The sequence below is a fragment of the Ramlibacter henchirensis genome, assembly GCF_004682015.1.
GTDB classification, from domain to species: Bacteria; Pseudomonadota; Gammaproteobacteria; order Burkholderiales; family Burkholderiaceae_C; genus Ramlibacter; species Ramlibacter henchirensis.
Genome location: NZ_SMLM01000004.1, coordinates 262872 through 281108, shown reverse-complemented (window position 1 = coordinate 281108; position 18237 = coordinate 262872). Strand labels below are relative to the sequence as shown.

17 protein-coding genes are annotated in these 18237 nt (G+C 68.3%); 16 read left to right on the top strand and 1 reads right to left on the bottom strand.

Features of this window, described 5'->3' with window-relative positions; translation table 11 throughout:
• The first annotated feature begins 51 nt into the window (after positions 1 to 51).
• The 8 genes from lpxB (at position 52) to EZ313_RS22540 (ending at position 9017) form a co-directional block, all read left to right on the top strand.
• Positions 52 to 1170 carry a lipid-A-disaccharide synthase gene (gene lpxB, locus EZ313_RS22575; protein WP_135265682.1) on the top strand — a complete coding sequence of 373 codons (1119 nt, stop codon included), beginning with the start codon at positions 52 to 54 and terminating at the stop codon, positions 1168 to 1170.
• A complete protein-coding gene (gene rnhB / locus EZ313_RS22570) occupies positions 1142 to 1795 on the top strand; it encodes a ribonuclease HII (protein WP_135265571.1) in 654 nt (217 codons plus the stop codon). Before lpxB ends, rnhB begins: the two co-directional genes overlap by 29 nt.
• On the top strand, positions 1792 to 2559 hold the full coding sequence (locus tag EZ313_RS22565) for a TrmH family RNA methyltransferase (RefSeq protein ID WP_135265570.1): 768 nt from the start codon (positions 1792 to 1794) through the stop codon (positions 2557 to 2559). Before rnhB ends, EZ313_RS22565 begins: the two co-directional genes overlap by 4 nt.
• 164 nt (positions 2560 to 2723) lie before the next feature.
• Positions 2724 to 3893, top strand: a complete 1170-nt coding sequence (carA, locus tag EZ313_RS22560) for a glutamine-hydrolyzing carbamoyl-phosphate synthase small subunit (RefSeq protein WP_135265569.1) — start codon at positions 2724 to 2726, stop codon at positions 3891 to 3893.
• A 6-nt stretch (positions 3894 to 3899) separates the two neighbouring features.
• Positions 3900 to 7151, top strand: a complete 3252-nt coding sequence (carB, locus tag EZ313_RS22555) for a carbamoyl-phosphate synthase large subunit (RefSeq protein ID WP_135265568.1) — start codon at positions 3900 to 3902, stop codon at positions 7149 to 7151.
• 115 nt (positions 7152 to 7266) lie between these two features.
• Positions 7267 to 7995, top strand: a complete 729-nt coding sequence (locus tag EZ313_RS22550; RefSeq protein WP_135265567.1) for an alpha/beta hydrolase — start codon at positions 7267 to 7269, stop codon at positions 7993 to 7995.
• A gap of 114 nt (positions 7996 to 8109) precedes the next feature.
• The gene (greA, locus tag EZ313_RS22545; RefSeq protein ID WP_135265566.1) at positions 8110 to 8586 is read left to right on the top strand and encodes a transcription elongation factor GreA; all 477 of its coding nucleotides are present in this window, start codon (positions 8110 to 8112) and stop codon (positions 8584 to 8586) included.
• Positions 8587 to 8594: 8 nt separating this feature from the next.
• Complete coding sequence (locus tag EZ313_RS22540) at positions 8595 to 9017, top strand: DUF4149 domain-containing protein (RefSeq protein ID WP_135265565.1); 423 nt, start codon at positions 8595 to 8597, stop codon at positions 9015 to 9017.
• On the opposite strand, the gene EZ313_RS22535 is transcribed toward EZ313_RS22540, so the two are convergent.
• Entirely contained in the window at positions 9014 to 9487 is a 474-nt protein-coding gene (locus EZ313_RS22535; RefSeq protein ID WP_135265564.1) for a YhbY family RNA-binding protein, read from the bottom strand. The two genes, EZ313_RS22540 and EZ313_RS22535, sit on opposite strands and share 4 nt — an antisense overlap.
• Positions 9488 to 9547: 60 nt before the next feature.
• Here EZ313_RS22535 and EZ313_RS22530 point away from each other — a divergent pair, with 60 nt between their 5' ends.
• The 8 genes from EZ313_RS22530 to pstA all read left to right on the top strand — a co-directional run bounded on the left by EZ313_RS22530 (position 9548) and on the right by pstA (position 18227).
• Complete coding sequence (locus EZ313_RS22530; protein WP_135265563.1) at positions 9548 to 10210, top strand: RlmE family RNA methyltransferase; 663 nt, start codon at positions 9548 to 9550, stop codon at positions 10208 to 10210.
• 163 nt (positions 10211 to 10373) lie between these two features.
• Entirely contained in the window at positions 10374 to 12287 is a 1914-nt protein-coding gene (gene ftsH, locus EZ313_RS22525) for an ATP-dependent zinc metalloprotease FtsH (RefSeq protein ID WP_135265562.1), read from the top strand.
• A 73-nt stretch (positions 12288 to 12360) separates the two neighbouring features.
• Entirely contained in the window at positions 12361 to 13221 is an 861-nt protein-coding gene (gene folP / locus EZ313_RS22520) for a dihydropteroate synthase (RefSeq protein WP_135265561.1), read from the top strand.
• The gene (gene glmM / locus EZ313_RS22515) at positions 13218 to 14552 is read left to right on the top strand and encodes a phosphoglucosamine mutase (protein ID WP_135265560.1); all 1335 of its coding nucleotides are present in this window, start codon (positions 13218 to 13220) and stop codon (positions 14550 to 14552) included. Before folP ends, glmM begins: the two co-directional genes overlap by 4 nt.
• Positions 14552 to 15097: an MOSC domain-containing protein gene (locus EZ313_RS22510; protein WP_135265559.1), complete on the top strand. Its 546-nt coding sequence runs from the start codon at positions 14552 to 14554 to the stop codon at positions 15095 to 15097. Before glmM ends, EZ313_RS22510 begins: the two co-directional genes overlap by 1 nt.
• Before the next feature lie 116 nt (positions 15098 to 15213).
• Positions 15214 to 16251 carry a phosphate ABC transporter substrate-binding protein PstS gene (pstS, locus tag EZ313_RS22505; RefSeq protein ID WP_135265558.1) on the top strand — a complete coding sequence of 346 codons (1038 nt, stop codon included), beginning with the start codon at positions 15214 to 15216 and terminating at the stop codon, positions 16249 to 16251.
• Positions 16252 to 16368: 117 nt separating this feature from the next.
• Entirely contained in the window at positions 16369 to 17334 is a 966-nt protein-coding gene (gene pstC, locus EZ313_RS22500) for a phosphate ABC transporter permease subunit PstC (protein WP_135265681.1), read from the top strand.
• Positions 17331 to 18227 (top strand): phosphate ABC transporter permease PstA, encoded by an 897-nt coding sequence (gene pstA, locus EZ313_RS22495; protein WP_135265557.1) that lies wholly within the window; start codon positions 17331 to 17333, stop codon positions 18225 to 18227. The genes pstC and pstA overlap by 4 nt, the downstream gene beginning before the upstream one ends.
• Positions 18228 to 18237: the final 10 nt, after the last annotated feature.

Sequence of the window (18237 nt, the reverse complement as noted above, 5' to 3'; positions counted from 1 at the left end):
TCCCCTCTCGACGGCGCCCAGCACGCGCAGGGCGGGCACCCCCAGTTCGCGATGGTCGCCGGCGAAGCGTCGGGCGACCTGCTCGCGGGCCTGCTGCTGGGCGGGCTGCGCCGACGCTGGCCCGCATTGCGCGCCGCGGGCATCGGTGGGCCGACCATGGCGGCGCAGGGCTTCGAAGCCTGGTGGCCGCACGACAAGCTCGCGGTGCGCGGCTACGTCGAGGTGCTGCGGCATTACCGCGAGATCGTCGGCATCCGCCGCCAGCTGAAGGATCGCCTCCTGCGCGAGCCGCCGCGGCTGTTCGTCGGCGTGGATGCGCCCGACTTCAACCTGGACCTGGAAGCGGACCTGCGCGCCGCCGGCCTGAAGACGGTGCACTTCGTCTGTCCATCGATCTGGGCCTGGCGGCCGGAGCGCATCGCCAAGATCCGCCGCGCGTGCGACCACGTGCTGTGCATCTTTCCGTTCGAGCCGCAGCTGCTGGCGCGCAGCGGCGTGCGCGCCACCTACGTCGGCCATCCGCTCGCGGGCGTGATCCCGCTCGAGCCCGATCGCGCCGCCGCACGCCAGTCGCTCGGCCTGCCCGCCGAAGGCGAAGTGCTGGCCATCCTGCCGGGCAGCCGCGCGTCCGAGGTCCACTACCTGGCCCGCCCCTTCTTCGACGCCGCCGTGCTGGTGCAGCGACAGCGGCCCGGCATTCGCTTCGTCGTTCCCGCGCTGCCCAACCTGCGCCGCGCGATCGACACCGCGGCGCGGCGCGCGGGCCTGCGCGACGGCCTGCACATCGTCGAAGGCCAATCGCACGCGGTGCTCGCCGCCTGCGACCTGACGCTGATCGCCAGCGGCACCGCCACGCTCGAAGCGGCGCTGTTCAAGCGGCCGATGGTGATCGCCTACCGCATGAACGCGATCAGCTGGCACATCATGCGGCGCCAGCAGCTGCAGCCCTGGGTCGGCCTCCCCAACATCCTCGCCGAGGACTTTGTGGTGCCCGAGTTGCTGCAGCACGACGCGAACCCCCGTGCGCTTGCGCAGGCCCTCTTGGAATGGCTCGACGCTCCTGCAAGAATGGCGGCCGTTCAGGAGAAGTTCACCCTGCTGCACCACCAGCTGCGGCGAGACACGGCAACGTTGGCGACCGATGCGATCGAAAAGACTATCCAAGGGTGAGCAGGCCCGGCTGGCCTGGGACCCGATCGGGCTGCAGGCCGGCGTGGACGAAGCCGGGCGCGGCCCGTTGGCCGGACCCGTCGTCGCCGCCGCCGTCATCCTCGACGACGCCAAGCGCATCCGCGGCCTCGCCGATTCCAAGATGCTCACGCCGCTGCAGCGCGACCGCCTCTACGACCTGATCATGGACAAGGCGCTGTGCTGTTCGGTGGCGCAGGCCAGCGTCGAAGAGATCGACACGCTCAACATCTACCACGCGACGATGCTCGCGATGAAGCGCGCGATCGAGGGGTTGCGGCTCAAGCCGGCCCGGGTGCTGGTCGACGGCAACGCGCTGCCGCGCATCGAAGTCCTGGCGGAGGCCATCGTCGGCGGGGACGCGAAGATCAAGGCGATCTCGGCGGCGTCCATCCTGGCCAAGGTGCACCGCGACCGGCTGCTCACCACGCTGCACGACGAGTTCCCGCAATACGGCTTCGCCTCGCACAAGGGCTACAGCACGCCCGAGCACCTGGAGGCGCTGCGCGTGCACGGCGCCTGCCCGCACCACCGGCGCTTCTTCAGCCCCGTGGCCGCCACGATGACGCTGGCCGAGGGCGGCGGCGTCACCGTCACGGTCCAGTGAGCGAAACCGCGCCCGCGGTCGTCCGCTCCGCAGCCAACCCGCAGTTCAAGGCGCTGCGCCTGCTGGCGCAGGACAGCACGGCCTGGCGCAAGCAGGGACGCGTCTGGCTCGAAGGCGATCATCTCTGCCGTGCGGCGCTCGCGCGCGGCGTGCAGCCCGAACTGGCCGTGTACGCCGAGTTCTGTCCCGCCGAGCACCGCCTGCCCGCGGCGAAGACGCTGGTGCTCGCCGATCCGCTGTTCGCCGCGATCAGCGCGCTCGAGTCGCCCGCGCGCATGGGCTTCGTCATTGCCGTGCCGCCTGCGCCGGCGCTCGATCCGCAGGCCCCGACCGTGGTGCTGGACCGCCTGCAGGACGCCGGCAACGTGGGTTCGATCCTGCGCAGCGCCGCCGCTTTCGGCTTCCGGCAGGTGGTCGCGCTCAAGGGCTCGGCCGCGCTGTGGTCGCCCAAGGTGCTCCGCGCAGGAATGGGCGCGCATTTCGGCCTGTCGCTGTTCGACGCGGCCGATCCCGGCCTGCTCGATGCGCTGACCGTCCCGCTGCTCACGACCAGCTCGCATGGCGGTGATCTGTTGCACCAGGCGCGCCTGCCCTGGCCCTGCGCGTGGGTGCTGGGTCACGAGGGGCAGGGCGTCCGCGCGGAAGTCGATGCCCGCGCGAGCCTGCGCGTGCGCATCGGCCAGCCCGGCGGCGAGGAGTCGCTGAACGTCGCGGCCGCAGCCGCGATCTGCCTCCACGCCAGCGCGGTTTCGCGCTCCCGATAGCTTCTCGTTGCAGAGGCGAACGCGCTCGCCAAGTTATAATCGGAGGCTTTCCCGCAACCGTTACGCCTAGCGCAGCCGAAGCTCCTCCCCCGAACAAAAGCAACGCCGGAACCGTCGTTCCGGCTGTGTTTTGGGCGTAACCGACACCCCTTTCGGAGAACCCAGTGCTTTTGTCCCAGCAGCGAGCCCAGCCCGCAGCCCTCCTGGCGCTCGCAGACGGCACGGTCTTCCCTGGTACCTCGATCGGCGCTCCGGGCGCCACCACCGGCGAGGTCGTGTTCAACACGGCCATCACCGGCTACCAGGAGATCCTCACCGACCCCAGCTACGCGCGGCAGATCGTCACGCTGACGTACCCGCACATCGGCAACTACGGCGTCAATGAAGAAGACGTCGAGGCGTCCAAGGTCCATGCGGCGGGCCTGATCATCCGCGACCTGCCGCTGGTCGCGTCCAACTTCCGCACCAGCCTCACGCTGTCGGACTACCTCAAGCGCGAGAAGACGGTCGGCATCGCCGACATCGACACCCGCAAGCTCACGCGCCTGCTGCGCACCAGGGGCGCGCAGAACGGCTGCATCCTCGCGCTGCAGCCCGGGCAGGAGATCACGCCCGAGCTGGTCGACCGCGCCGTGGCCGAGGCGCGCAAGGCGCCGGCCATGAACGGGCTGGACCTGGCCAAGGTGGTCTCGGCCGACAAGGCCTACGGCTGGGAGCAGACCGAGTGGCACCTCGGCAGCGGCTATGGCCGGCTGGAGAAGCCCAGGTACCACGTCGTGGCTTTCGATTACGGCGTGAAGAAGAACATCCTGCGGATGCTGGCCGAGCGGGGCTGCAAGGTCACCGTCGTGCCCGCAACGACGCCGGCCGCCGAAGTGAAGAAGCTCAAGCCGGATGGCGTGTTCCTCTCCAACGGCCCCGGTGATCCGGAGCCCTGCGATTACGCCATCGCGGCCACGCGCGAGCTGGTCGAGGACGGCTATCCCACCTTCGGCATCTGCCTGGGCCACCAGATCCTGGCGCTTGCGTCCGGCGCGAAGACCTTCAAGATGAAGTTCGGCCACCACGGCGCCAACCACCCCGTGAAGGATCTGGACAACGGCCGCGTGTCGATCACGAGCCAGAACCATGGCTTCGCGGTGGACGAGAAGACGCTGCCTTCCAATCTGCGTGCCACCCACGTGTCGCTCTTCGACGGCACGCTGCAAGGGCTGGCGCGCACGGACAAGCCGGCCTTCTGCTTCCAAGGCCATCCAGAGGCATCACCGGGCCCGCACGACATCGGCTACCTGTTCGACAAGTTCACCGGCCTCATGGATCAGAAGAAGAAGTAACGACCCATGCCCAAGCGTCAAGACATCAAGAGCATCCTCATCATCGGCGCGGGGCCGATCATCATCGGCCAGGCCTGCGAGTTCGACTACTCGGGCGTGCAGGCGTGCAAGGCGCTGCGCGAGGAGGGCTTCAAGGTCATCCTGATCAACAGCAATCCGGCGACGATCATGACGGACCCGGCCACCGCCGACGTCACCTACATCGAGCCGATCACCTGGCAGACGGTCGAGAAGATCATCGCCAAGGAAAAGCCCGACGCGATCCTGCCCACCATGGGCGGCCAGACGGCGCTGAACTGCGCGCTCGACCTGTGGCACAACGGCGTGCTGGACAGGCACGGCGTCGAATTGATCGGCGCCACGCCGCATGCCATCGACAAGGCCGAGGACCGGCAGAAGTTCAAGGAGGCGATGACCAAGATCGGCCTCGGCTCGGCGCGGTCGGGCATCGCGCACTCGATGGACGAGGCCTGGGCGGTGCAGCGCAGCGTCGGCTTTCCCACCGTGATCCGCCCCAGCTTCACCCTGGGCGGCACCGGCGGCGGCATCGCCTACAACCCCGAGGAATTCGAGGTCATCTGCAAGCGCGGCCTGGAAGCTTCGCCCACCAGCGAGCTGCTGATCGAGGAATCGCTGCTCGGCTGGAAGGAGTTCGAGATGGAAGTGGTCCGCGACAAGGCGGACAACTGCATCATCGTCTGCTCCATCGAGAACCTCGACCCGATGGGCGTGCACACGGGCGACTCGATCACGGTCGCGCCGGCGCAGACGCTGACGGACAAGGAATACCAGATCATGCGCAACGCCTCGCTCGCGGTGCTGCGCGAGATCGGCGTCGACACGGGCGGCTCCAACGTGCAGTTTGCGATCAACCCCAAGGACGGGCGGATGATCGTGATCGAGATGAACCCGCGCGTGTCGCGTTCGTCCGCCCTGGCGTCCAAGGCCACCGGTTTTCCGATCGCGAAGGTCGCGGCCAAGCTGGCGGTGGGCTACACGCTGGACGAACTGCGCAACGAGATCACCGGCGGCGCCACGCCGGCGAGCTTCGAGCCGTCGATCGACTACGTCGTGACCAAGATCCCGCGCTTCGCGTTCGAGAAGTTCCCGATGGCCGATTCGCACCTGACGACGCAGATGAAGTCGGTGGGCGAGGTGATGGCCATGGGCCGCACCTTCCAGGAGTCGTTCCAGAAGGCGCTGCGCGGCCTCGAAGTCGGGGTGGACGGCATGAACGAGAAGACCCAGGACCGCGAGGTGCTGGAGAAGGAGCTGGGCGAGCCCGGCCCGGAGCGCATCTGGTTCGTCGGCGACGCGTTCGCCGCGGGCTGGAGCGTGGACGAGGTCTACGAACTCACGAAGATCGACAAGTGGTTCCTGGTGCAGATCGAGGAGATCATCAAGATCGAACTCGAGCTGGACCGGATCGCGGCCGACAAGGGCGCGGGCGCGCTGGCATCGCTGGACGAGCGCCAGCTTCGCCTGCTCAAGCGCAAGGGCTACTCCGACCGGCGCCTGGCCAAGCTGCTCAAGACCACCGACAAGGCGGTGCGCGAGCGCCGCAAGCAGCTGGGCGTGCGACCGGTCTACAAGCGGGTCGACACCTGCGCGGCCGAGTTCGCCACCAACACCGCCTACATGTACTCGACGTACGAGGACGAGTGCGAGGCGCAGCCCACCAGCAGGAAGAAGATCATGGTGCTGGGCGGCGGTCCCAACCGCATCGGCCAGGGCATCGAGTTCGACTACTGCTGCGTGCACGCGGCGCTCGCGCTGCGCGAGGACGGCTACGAGACCATCATGGTCAACTGCAACCCGGAGACGGTGTCCACCGACTACGACACGTCCGACCGGCTGTACTTCGAGCCGCTCACGCTGGAAGACGTGCTGGAGATCGTCGACAAGGAAAAGCCCACCGGCGTCATCGTGCAGTACGGCGGCCAGACACCGCTCAAGCTCGCACTCGGCCTGGAGGCGGAAGGCGTGCCCATCATCGGCACCAGCCCCGACATGATCGATGCGGCCGAGGACCGCGAGCGCTTCCAGAAGCTGCTCAACCAGCTCGGCCTGCGCCAGCCGCCCAACGCCACGGCCCGCACCGAAGCGGACGCGCTGGAAAAAGCGGCTGCGCTGGGTTATCCGCTCGTCGTGCGCCCGAGCTACGTGCTGGGCGGCCGCGCGATGGAGATCGTGCACGAGCAGCGCGACCTGGAGCGCTACATGCGCGAGGCGGTGAAGGTGTCGAACGACTCGCCGGTGCTGCTGGACCGCTTCCTGAACGATGCGATCGAATGCGATGTCGACTGCCTGTCGGACGGCCAGCGCACCTTCATCGGCGGCGTCATGGAACACATCGAGCAGGCCGGCGTGCACTCGGGCGACTCGGCCTGCTCGCTGCCGCCTTATTCGCTGTCGAAGGCGACCGTGGATGAGCTCAAGCGCCAGACGGCCGCCATGGCCAAGGCGCTGAACGTGGTCGGCCTGATGAACGTGCAGTTCGCCATCCAGGAGAAGGACGGCGAGGACGTGATCTTCGTTCTGGAGGTCAACCCGCGTGCTTCCCGCACCGTGCCCTACGTCAGCAAGGCCACCGGCATCCAGCTGGCCAAGGTGGCGGCCCGTTGCATGGTCGGCCAGTCGCTGGAAGCGCAGGGCATCCGCAAGGAAGTGACGCCGCCTTACTTCAGCGTGAAGGAAGCGGTGTTCCCCTTCGTCAAGTTCCCCGGCGTGGACACCATCCTCGGCCCCGAGATGAAGTCCACCGGCGAGGTGATGGGCGTGGGCAGGAGCTTCGGCGAGGCTTTCGTGAAGAGCCAGCTGGGCGCCGGCACCAAGCTGCCGCGGCCGACCGATCCGGTGAAGAAGGTGTTCCTCACGGTGAAGAACAGCGACAAGCCGCGCGCGGTGGAAGTGGCGCGCCAGCTCGCGGCGCAGGGCTTCGACCTGATCGCCACCAAGGGCACGGCGGCCGCGATCTCGGCGGCGGGCATCGCCTGCGAGACCATCAACAAGGTCACTGAGGGCCGCCCGCACGTGGTGGACATGATCAAGAACAACGAGATCTGCATGGTGATCAACACGGTCGAGGAGCGGCGCAACGCCATCGCCGACTCGCGCGCCATCCGCACCTCCGCGCTGCTGGCCCGCGTCACCACCTTCACCACCATCGCGGGCGCGGAAGCGGCGGTGGAGGGCATGAAGTACATGGACAACCTGGACGTGTACTCGGCGCAGGAGCTGCACGCGCAGCTCGCCTGACGCGGCGCCCGGCCCGGGGCTGGTTCGTCGCATTGCGGGGAGCGGCCGGGCGGCGTAGATTGCGCCACGCCCGGCCGTGCATCGTGCATGGCCGGGTTCCGAAGAGGAGACCCTCATGGCCGACACCTACGTCCTCGTCCACGGCGCCTGGCACACCGGCGAGCTCCTGGAGCCCGTCGCGAAGCACCTGCGCTCCCGAGGCCACACCGTCCACTGTCCGACCCTGGCCGGCAACCGGCCTGGCGACGACCGCGCCGCCATCGGGCTGGCCGACGCCGCGCGTTCGCTGCTCGACTTCCTGGAGGGCGAGAAGCTGGAGAACGTGCGCCTGATGGGCCACAGCTACGGCGGCATGGTGATCAGCCAGGTCGCCGACTGGGCGCCGCAACGCATCCGCAGGCTGGTCTACGTCAACGGCTTCGTGCCGCTCAACGGGCAGTGCCTGAACGACATGGTCCCGCCGCACTACAAGGCGCTGTTCGACGGCATCGCCGCGGCCAACCGGAATGCCGTGATGCTGCCGTTCCCGATCTGGCGCGAGGTCTTCATCAACGACGCCGACTTCGCGCTCGCCGAGAGCAGCTACGCGAAGCTCAATCCCCATCCGTACCGCACGTTCACCGAGCCGGTGGCCCTGCGCACCGAGCTGGCGGCCATGCAGATCGGCAAGTCCTTCGTCAACTTCCAGCAGGACGTGTCGCTGCCGCATTCGATGCCGTGGCATCCCCGGCTCTCGGAGCGCCTGGGCCTCTTCCGGCTGTCGGAGGCGCCCGGCAGCCACGAGGCGCTCTTCACGCACCCCGAGCTGTGCGCCAAGAAGATCGAGGAGGCCGGGCGCGACTGATGGGGCACTCGCGGCTGGGCCAGGCCGCGCCCGTTCAATGCGATAATCGTCCTGAAGAAAGACCGCCGGCCGGCAACGTCCGGCGGTTTTCATTTGAGACAGGCAAGAAGAGACATGGCCACCATCCCCATCACCAAACGCGGCGCGGAGAAGCTCAAGGCCGAGCTGCACGAACTCAAGACGAAACAGCGGCCCTGGGTGATCAACGCCATCGCCGAGGCTCGCGCGCAGGGCGACCTTTCCGAGAACGCCGAGTACGAAGCAGCCAAGGACCGCCAGGGCTTCATCGAGGGCCGCATCCGCGAGCTTGAGGGCAAGCTCGCCGCTGCACAGATCATCGACCCTGCGCAGGTGGACGCCGGCGGCAAGGTGGTGTTCGGCGCCACCGTGGAACTCGAGGAGGAAGACTCCGGCGACACGGTCAAGTACCAGATCGTGGGCGAGGACGAGGCCGACCTGAAGCACGGCCTCATCAACATCTCCAGCCCGATCGCCCGCGCGCTGATCGGCAAGGAGGAGGGCGACACCGCCGAAGTACAGGCGCCCGGCGGCCTCAAGCGCTACGAGATCGTCGCCGTCAACTACGTCTGAACCGGCGCATGGCCTGGCGCCAACGGCTGTCGGTGCTGGCGGCGGCCCTGTGGTGGGGCAGCCTCACGGCCATCGGCTTCATCACCGTGCCGCTTCTTTTCGCGAACCTGCCCACCCCGGCGCTGGCCGGCCAGACGGCCGCGCGGCTGTTCACGGCCCAGAGCTGGGTCGGGATCGGCTGCGGCGTCGTGCTGCTGCTGTCGATGCGGGCCAAAGGCGAGGAGCCGCGGATCGACTGGGCCGGCGGCGCGCTGGCCTTCGTGCTGGGCGGCATGCTGCTGGCGCTCCTGGGCGAGTTCGCCGTCGCGCCGCGGATCCTGGCGCGGGAGAACCTCCGTTTGTGGCACACGGTGGGCAGCGCGATGTATGTGCTGCAGTGGGCGTGTGCGCTGGTTGTGCTGTGGAAAGTGGCAGGCGCGCGGGAGCGCTAGTCCAGCCGCCCCTTCTTCACCGACTTCTGCTTCGGCTTGGCCCGCTTGACCTTGCCGCCGGGCGTCAGGCGCTGGTTGCCGAGCACGCGCAGCGTCTTCACCTCCGGCCGCTGCCCGCCCCGCTTGCTGTACTTCAGCACCTTGAAGTCGCGCGGGCCCGGTTTGCGGTCTTCGTCCGCCGCCTTTTCCTTCTTCGCCTTGGGCCGCCACAGCACCAGCAGTTTGCCGATGTGCTGGATGGGCGCGGCGTTCAGCCGGTCGGCCAGCTGCAGGTAGATCTCCTCGCGCTGGGCGCGGTCGTCGCCGAGCACGCGGATCTTGATCAGGCCGTGGGCGTCGAGGGCCGCGTCGGTTTCGCGCACCACGGCCGGCGTGAGCCCGTCGTTGCCGATCATCACCACCGGATCCAGGTGGTGGGCTTCGGCGCGGTGCGCCTTGCGTTCGGCGATGGTCAATTCGAGTGCGGGCATCCGCCAATTATCCCCGTCCCCTGCGGGCGGCCTGCTCGCAGCGGGGACAATGGAGGCCTGATGAAGGTGAAAACCAAGAGCCGCAAGGTCAACAAGGCCTGGCTGAACGACCACGTCAACGACCCGTACGTGAAGCTGGCCCAGAAGGAGGGCTACCGCGCGCGCGCCGCTTACAAGCTCAAGGAGATCGACGACGCGCTCGGCCTGATCCGCCCCGGCCACCTGGTCGTGGACCTGGGCTCGGCCCCCGGCGCCTGGAGCCAGTACGTGCGCCGCAAGCTTTCGCCCCAGGGCGCCGCGGTGGGCGAGCTCGATGGCGTGATCGTCGCGCTGGACCTGCTGCCCATGGAACCGGTCGAGGGCGTGACCTTCCTGCAGGGCGATTTCCGCGAGGCCGACGTCCTCGCCCGCCTGGAGCAGGCCGTGGGCGGCCGCAAGGTCGACGCCGTCGTGTCGGACATGGCGCCCAACCTGTCGGGCATCGAATCGGCCGATGCGGCCCGCATCAGCCATCTGGTCGAACTGGCGGTCGCCTTCGCCCAGGGCCACCTCAAGCCCGAAGGCGCGCTCGTGGCCAAGGTGTTCCACGGCAGCGGCTACAGCCAGCTGGTGAAGCTGTTCAAGGAGACCTTCCGGGTGGTCAAGCCCGTCAAGCCGAAGGCTTCGCGGGACAAGTCGTCGGAGACGTTCCTGGTCGGCATTGGCCTGAAGAAGCCGGCCTGACGCGGTGTTCTCCCTCTTGCCGATGCGGCCTGCACCGGCTACGCGCTGTCACCCTTTTGGCTATGGTAGCCATGGCCCCACGCCGTCTTTCCATGTGTTGAAACCTCTAGAATGGGCCGCATCTGCCTGACAGTGCCGTCAGGCACGTTTCCCGGAGTTCGATTTGAACAATCAGTGGTTCTCGAAAATCGCCGTCTGGCTCGTCATAGCGCTCGTCCTGTTCACGGTCTTCAAGCAGTTCGACACGCGCGGGGCCGCCGGCGCCAGCGTGATGGGCTACTCGGACTTCCTGGAGGAAGTGCGGGCCAAGCGGATCAAGAACGCCGTCATCCAGGAAGGACAGGGCGGCACCGAGATCGTCGCCATCACCACCGATGACCGCAAGGTGCGCAGCACCGCGACCTACCTCGACCGCGGCCTGGTCGGCGACCTCATCAACAACGGCGTCAAGTTCGACGTCAAGCCGCGCGAGGAAAGCTCGCTGCTGATGACGCTGCTCGTCAGCTGGGGACCGATGCTGCTGCTCATCGGTGTGTGGATCTACTTCATGCGCCAGATGCAGGGCGGCGGCAAGGGCGGCGCGTTTTCGTTCGGCAAGAGCAAGGCGCGCATGCTGGACGAGAACAACAACCAGGTCACCTTCGCCGATGTAGCCGGCTGTGACGAAGCGAAAGAAGAGGTCAAGGAGGTCGTCGACTTCCTGAAGGACCCGCAGAAGTTCCAGAAGCTGGGCGGTCGCATCCCGCGCGGCCTGCTGCTGGTCGGCCCCCCGGGCACCGGCAAGACGCTGCTGGCCAAGGGCATCGCCGGCGAGGCCAAGGTGCCGTTCTTCTCGATCTCGGGATCCGACTTCGTCGAGATGTTCGTCGGCGTGGGCGCAGCCCGTGTGCGCGACATGTTCGAGAACGCCAAGAAGAACGCGCCCTGCATCATCTTCATCGATGAAATCGACGCGGTCGGCCGCCAGCGCGGCGCGGGCCTGGGCGGCGGCAACGACGAGCGCGAGCAGACCCTCAACCAGATGCTGGTGGAGATGGACGGCTTCGAGACCAACCTCGGCGTCATCGTCATCGCGGCCACCAACCGGCCGGACATCCTGGACGCCGCGCTGCTGCGTCCGGGCCGCTTCGACCGCCAGGTCTACGTGCAGCTGCCGGACATCCGCGGCCGCGAGCAGATCCTCAACGTGCACATGCGCAAGATCCCGATCGGCCAGGACGTCAAGGCCGAGATCATCGCGCGCGGCACGCCGGGCATGTCGGGCGCCGACCTGGCCAACCTGTGCAACGAGGCCGCCCTGATGGCTGCGCGCCGCAACGCGCGCGTGGTCGAGATGCAGGACTTCGAGAAGGCCAAGGACAAGATCCTGATGGGCCCCGAGCGCAAGAGCATGGTCATGCCCGAGGAAGAGCGCCGCAACACGGCCTACCACGAGTCCGGCCACGCGATCATCGGCAAGCTGCTGCCCAAGTGCGACCCGGTCCACAAGGTCACCATCATCCCGCGCGGCCGTGCGCTGGGCGTGACGATGAGCCTGCCCGCCCAGGACCGCTACAGCTACGACCGCGAGTACATGCTCAACCAGATCAGCATGCTGTTCGGCGGCCGTATCGCGGAAGAGGTGTTCATGAACCAGATGACCACCGGCGCCAGCAACGACTTCGAGCGGGCCACCCACCTGGCGCGCGACATGGTCATGCGCTACGGCATGTCCGACGCGCTCGGCCCGATGGTTTATGCGGAGAACGAGGGCGAGGTGTTCCTCGGCCGCTCGGTCACCAAGACCACCAACATCTCCGAGACGACCATGCAGAAGGTCGACTCGGAAGTGCGCCGCATCATCGACGAGCAGTACGCCCTGGCGCGCAAGCTCATCGAGGACAACAAGGACAAGATGCACGCGATGGCCAAGGCCCTGCTCGAGTGGGAAACCATCGACGCCGAGCAGCTGGACGACATCATGGCCGGCAAGGATCCGCGTCCGCCCAAGGACTTCACGCCGCGTTCGCCGTCGTCCGGCGGCGGCTCCGGCGGCAGCCCGGTGGGCGCCGACAACCCGACGCCGACCGCGGCCTGACGCTCACCGTCGAGCACCAGGGGGGCCCATCCGGGCCCCTTTTGCTTTTCGCCGCTGGAGGACAATCGAGCCCATGCATTGGCAGACTGCCCGGTTCCGCATCGACCTCGCGCAGCCGCGGGTGATGGGCATCGTCAACGTCACGCCCGACTCGTTCTCCGACGGCGGCCGCTACGGCAGCACGGGCGCGGCGCTCGCGCACTGCGAACGCCTGCTGGCCGAGGGCGCGGACATCCTGGACATCGGTGGCGAATCGACCCGGCCGGGCTCGCCGCCCGTCCCGCTGGAAGAAGAGCTCGCGCGGGTGCTGCCGGCGGTGCGCGAAGCCGTCCGGCTGAACGTGCCCGTCTCCGTCGACACCTACAAGCCCCAAGTGATGCGGCAGGCGCTCGACATCGGGGCCGACATCGTCAACGACATCTGGGCGCTGCGGCAGCCCGGCGCAGCCCGGGCTGTGGCGTCGCACCCCGCGTGCGGCGTGTGCCTGATGCACATGCATGGCGAGCCGCAGACCATGCAGCGCTCGCCCATGCAGGGCGATGCCGTGCCGCAGGTGCTTGGGTTCCTGCGCGAGCGCACGAGCGCGCTGCAGGCGCTGGGCGTTGCGGCCGATCGCGTCGCCTGGGACCCGGGCATCGGGTTCGGCAAGACGGTCGAACAGAACTTCGCGCTGCTGGCGCGCCAGCAGGAGTTGCTGGCCGAGGGCCGGCCGCTTCTGGTGGGCTGGTCGCGCAAGGCCTCGCTGGGGCAGGTGAGCGGCCTGCCTTTGCCCGAGCGGATGGTTCCAAGCGTCGCGGCGGCGCTGATGGCCGTCGAGCGCGGCGCGCGCATCGTGCGCGTGCACGACGTCAGGGAAACGGTGGCGGCCCTCAAGGTCTGGTCCGCCACGGTCAGGATGAATCCAGGGGGAAAAGAAGGGAGCCCCTCACCATGAGCAGAAAGCATTTCGGAACGGACGGCATCCGCGGCACCGTCGGCCAGGCGCCGATCACGCCGGACTTCGTGCTGCGCCTCGCGCACGCGGTGGGCCGCGTGCTCAAGCGCGCCGAGGAGCGGCCCACGGTGCTGATCGGCAAGGACACGCGCATCTCCGGCTACATGCTGGAGAGCGCGCTCGAGTCGGGCTTCAACTCCGCGGGCGCGGACGTGGTGCTGCTCGGCCCGCTGCCGACGCCGGGCGTCGCCTACCTCACGCGCGCGCAACGCGCCAGCCTGGGCGTGGTGATCAGCGCCAGCCACAACCCGTTCGCCGACAACGGCATCAAGTTCTTCAGCGCGCAAGGCACCAAGCTGGCCGACGATTGGGAGCGCGAGGTCGAGGCGGCACTGGAGGAACAGCCGGTGTGGGCCGATTCGGCCAACCTGGGCAAGGCGCGGCGCCTCGACGACGCGGCGGGCCGCTACATCGAGTTCTGCAAGAGCACCTTCGCCAACGACCTCACGCTCAAGGGCCTGACGATCGTGGTCGATGCGGCCAACGGCGCGGCCTACCACATCGCTCCCAAGGTGTTCCATGAACTGGGCGCCGAGGTGCACTGCATCGGCTGCGCGCCCGACGGCCTGAACATCAACCGAGAGTGCGGCGCCACGCACCCCGATGCATTGGTGCAGGCGGTTCGCGAGCACCGCGCCGACTTCGGCATCGCGCTGGATGGCGATGCCGACCGCCTGCAGATGGTCGACGGGGCAGGGCGCCTGTACAACGGCGACGAACTGCTGTACCTGATGGTGAGGGACCGCCTTGCCAACGGCGAGCGCGTCCCCGGTGCCGTCGGCACGCTGATGACCAACATGGCCGTCGAAGTGGCGCTGCGCAAGCACGACGTGGAGTTCGTGCGCGCCAAGGTCGGCGACCGCTATGTGCTCGAAGAACTCGAGAAGCGCGGCTGGCTGCTGGGCGGGGAAGGCTCGGGCCACCTCCTCGCTCTCGACAAGCACACGACCGGCGATGGCCTGATCAGCGCGCTGCAGGTGCTCAAGGCGTGCGCGCGCAGCGGCAAGCCGCTCAAGCGCCTGCTGGAAGGCGTGTCACTCTATCCGCAGACCCTGATCAACGTGCGCCTGGCGCCCGGCCAGGACTGGAAGCAAAGCCGCCAGCTGCCCAAGGCGCAGGAGGCGCTGGAAAAGCGCCTGGGCGGCCGCGGCCGCATCCTGATCCGCCCGAGCGGCACCGAGCCGGTCGTGCGCGTGATGGTCGAAGCGCAGGACGAGGCGCTGGCCAGGCAGGGCGCGCAGGACCTCGCGCAGGCGCTGCAGGCCGGCTGATGCCCGCGGCCCGCGTCGAGGCCGTCCACCGCAGCGGCGTCCACGGCTTCAGCAAGCATGCCGAGGACGCCATCACGCTCGTCGCCGGCTTCGGCGTGGAAGGCGACGCGCACGCCGGCGCGACGGTCAAGCACCGCTCCCGGGTGCGCCGCGATCCGACCCAGCCCAACCTGCGCCAGGTCCACCTCATCCACGCCGAACTGTTCGAGGAACTGATGGCGGCGGGATTTCCCGTGTGGCCCGGCGATTTGGGCGAGAACGTCACGACACGCGGGATCGACCTGCTCGCGCTGTCCACCGGTACGCGCCTTCGGCTCGGGCCGAACGCGCTGGTCGAAGTGACGGGCCTGCGCAATCCCTGCTCGCAGCTCGACAAGTTCCAGCCCGGGCTGATGGCGGCGGTGCTCGACCGCCGGCCCGACGGCACGCTGCTGCGCAAGGCGGGCGTGATGGGCGTCGTGCTCGAAGGCGGCGAGGTGCGCGCCGGCGACGCCATCGACGTGCTGTCCTCGAGCGCAGCGCACCGGCCCCTGCAACCCGTCTGAAAACCGGCTGCTGGGCTGGACGGGATCGATCCCTGTGACAGTCCCGGACTGTCACGAGGCTGTCACGCAGCCTTCTTAAATTCACTGCAGTTCGCAACCAAGGGGAACTGACAGCGATGACCACCTTCTTCCGCGCGGCCGGCCTCGGCCTCTTCTTCGTTTGCCTGTCCGGCGTCGCTAGCGCGCAGGACGTCACCGGCGCTGGCGCCAGCTTCCCGGCGCCCCTGTATGCCAAGTGGGCGGCCGACTACAACAGGGCCACCGGTGTGAAGATCAACTACCAGTCGGTCGGTTCCGGCGCGGGCATCCGCCAGATCGACGCCAAGACGGTGGACTTCGGCGCGTCGGACGCGCCGCTGAAGGACGAAGAGCTGGCGAAGAAGGGGCAGATCCAGTTCCCCACGGTGATCGGCGGCGTGGTGCCGGTAGTCAACATCCGCGGTATCCAGGCCGGCCAGCTGCGCCTGAACGGGCAGGTGCTGGGCGACATCTTCCTGGGCAAGATCACCAGGTGGAACGACGACGCGATCAAGGCGCTGAACCCGTCGCTGAACCTGCCCGATGCGGCGATCGCGCCGGTGCGCCGCGCCGATGGCTCCGGCACCACGTTCATCTTCACCAACTACCTGTCGAAGGTGAACGCCGAATGGAAGTCGAAAGTCGGTGAGGGCACCGCCGTCAACTGGCCGAGCGGCGCGGGCGGCAAGGGCAACGAGGGCGTGGCCGCCTTCGTCGGCCGGCTGCCGAATTCGATCGGCTACGTCGAGTACGCCTACGTCAAGCAGAACAAGATGAACTACGCGCTGCTGCAGAACGCGTCGGGCCAGTTCGTCTCGCCGACCGACGATGCGTTCAAGGCCGCGGCCGCCGGCGCCGATTGGTCCAGGAGCTTCTACCAGATCCTCACCAACCAGCCGGGCGCGCAGGCCTGGCCGATCACCGGCGCCACCTTCATCCTGATGCACAAGGTGCAGGACAAGCCCGCCCAGGCCGCCGCCACGCTCAAGTTCTTCGAGTGGGCCTACAAGAACGGCGACAAGACCGCCGAGGACCTGGACTACGTGCCCATGCCCGCCGCGGTCAAGACGCAGATCGAAAAGCTCTGGGCCACGGACCTGAAGGACGGCTCGGGCAAGACCATCGCGGTCCGCTGAGATCGTGCGGCCTTCGGGCCGCTGGCTGGACAGGAACGCACGCACGTGTCCCATACACTCCCGGCCCATGAGGCCACCCAGGAGTTCCCTCGCGAAGCGGCGCGCGGGGAGCGCACGATGAGTTCGCCGCCCGGCGGGCGGCCGGCCGTCCGCAATGCCTGGGTCGACCCGCTTTTCGGCTGGGCCGCGCGAGCCGCGGCCGTCGTCACCCTGGGGCTGCTGGCCGGCATCCTCGTGTCGCTGCTCATCGGCGCCTGGCCGGCCATCCAGGCGTACGGGCTGGGTTTCCTGGGCAGCACCGTGTGGGACCCCGTTTCCAACGAGTACGGCGGGCTGGTGATGATCTACGGCACGCTGGCCACCTCGCTCATCGCGCTGGTGATCGCCGTGCCGGTGAGCTTCGGCATCGCCGTTTTCCTCACCGAACTGTCGCCGGCCTGGCTCAAGCGGCCGCTGGGCACCGCCATCGAACTGCTGGCCGCCGTGCCGTCCATCGTGTACGGCATGTGGGGCCTGCTGGTGTTCGGCCCCATCCTCGCGACTTTCGTGCAGCAGCCCTTGCAGTCGCTGCTGGCCGGCGTGCCCTACCTGGGCGCGCTGGTGTCCGGCCCGCCCGTGGGCATCGGGATCCTGTCGGCCGGGATCATCCTGGCGATCATGATCATCCCGTTCATCGCGGCCGTGATGCGCGACGTCTTCGAGGTCACGCCGCCGATGCTCAAGGAGTCGGCGTACGCGCTGGGCTCGACGACGTGGGAAGTGGTGTCGCGGGTGGTGCTGCCGTACACCAAGGCCGGTGTCGTCGGCGGCATCATGCTCGGCCTGGGCCGCGCGCTGGGCGAGACGATGGCGGTCACCTTCGTCATCGGCAACTTCAACCAGCTCAACTCGCTCTCGCTGTTCGAACCCGCCAACAGCATCACCTCCGCGCTGGCCAACGAGTTCGCCGAGGCGGCCAGCGGCCTGCACCAGTCGGCCCTGATCTACCTGGGCCTGGTGCTGTTCTTCATCACCTTCGTCGTCCTGGCGCTGTCCAAGCTGCTGCTGTCGCAGCTGCGCAAGGGCGAGGGGACCCGGTCATGAGCGGCGAGACCGGGACCGGCCAGCGCCTGATCGCGGCCGCCGACGCGGTGGCCGCGCGCGAACGCCGCTACGCCGGACGCAAGCGGGTCAACAGGGTCGCCCTGGCGCTCTCGCTCGCGGCGATGGCCTTCGGCGTGTTCTGGCTGCTGTGGATCCTGTGGGAGACCTTCCGGCTGGGCATCGGCGGCATGGCCTGGGCCACGCTGACGCAGATGACCCCGCCGCCCAACGAGGTCGGGGGCATCGCCAACGCGATCTACGGCTCCTTCCTGATGGTGACGCTCGCGACCTTCGTGGCCACGCCCATCGGCATCCTGGCCGGCATCTACCTGGCCGAGTACGACGTGAAGGGCTGGCTGGGCTCGACCACGCGTTTCGTCAACGACATCCTGCTGTCGGCGCCGTCGATCGTGATCGGCCTGTTCATCTACGCCGTCGTCGTGGCGCGCTTCAAGCAGTTCTCCGGCTGGGCCGGCGTGCTGGCCCTGGCGCTCATCGTGATCCCGGTGGTGATCCGCACCACCGAGAACATGCTGATGCTGGTGCCCGCCGGGCTGCGCGAGGCGGCCTACGCGCTGGGCGCACCGAAATGGAAGGTGATCACCAGCATCACGATGCGGGCCGCCCGCGCCGGCGTTGTCACCGGCATCCTGCTGGCCGTGGCCCGCATCTCCGGAGAGACGGCGCCGCTGCTGTTCACCGCGCTCAACAACCAGTTCTGGACGTCCAACCTGTCCGAGCCGATGGCCAGCCTGCCCGTGACCATCTTCAAGTTCGCGATGAGCCCTTACGAGAACTGGCAGCAGCTGGCCTGGGCCGGCGTGTTCCTCATCACGGCGGCGGTGCTCGGCCTGAACATCCTGGCCCGCGTGCTGACCCGAAACAAGCTCTGAGCCCGAGAGG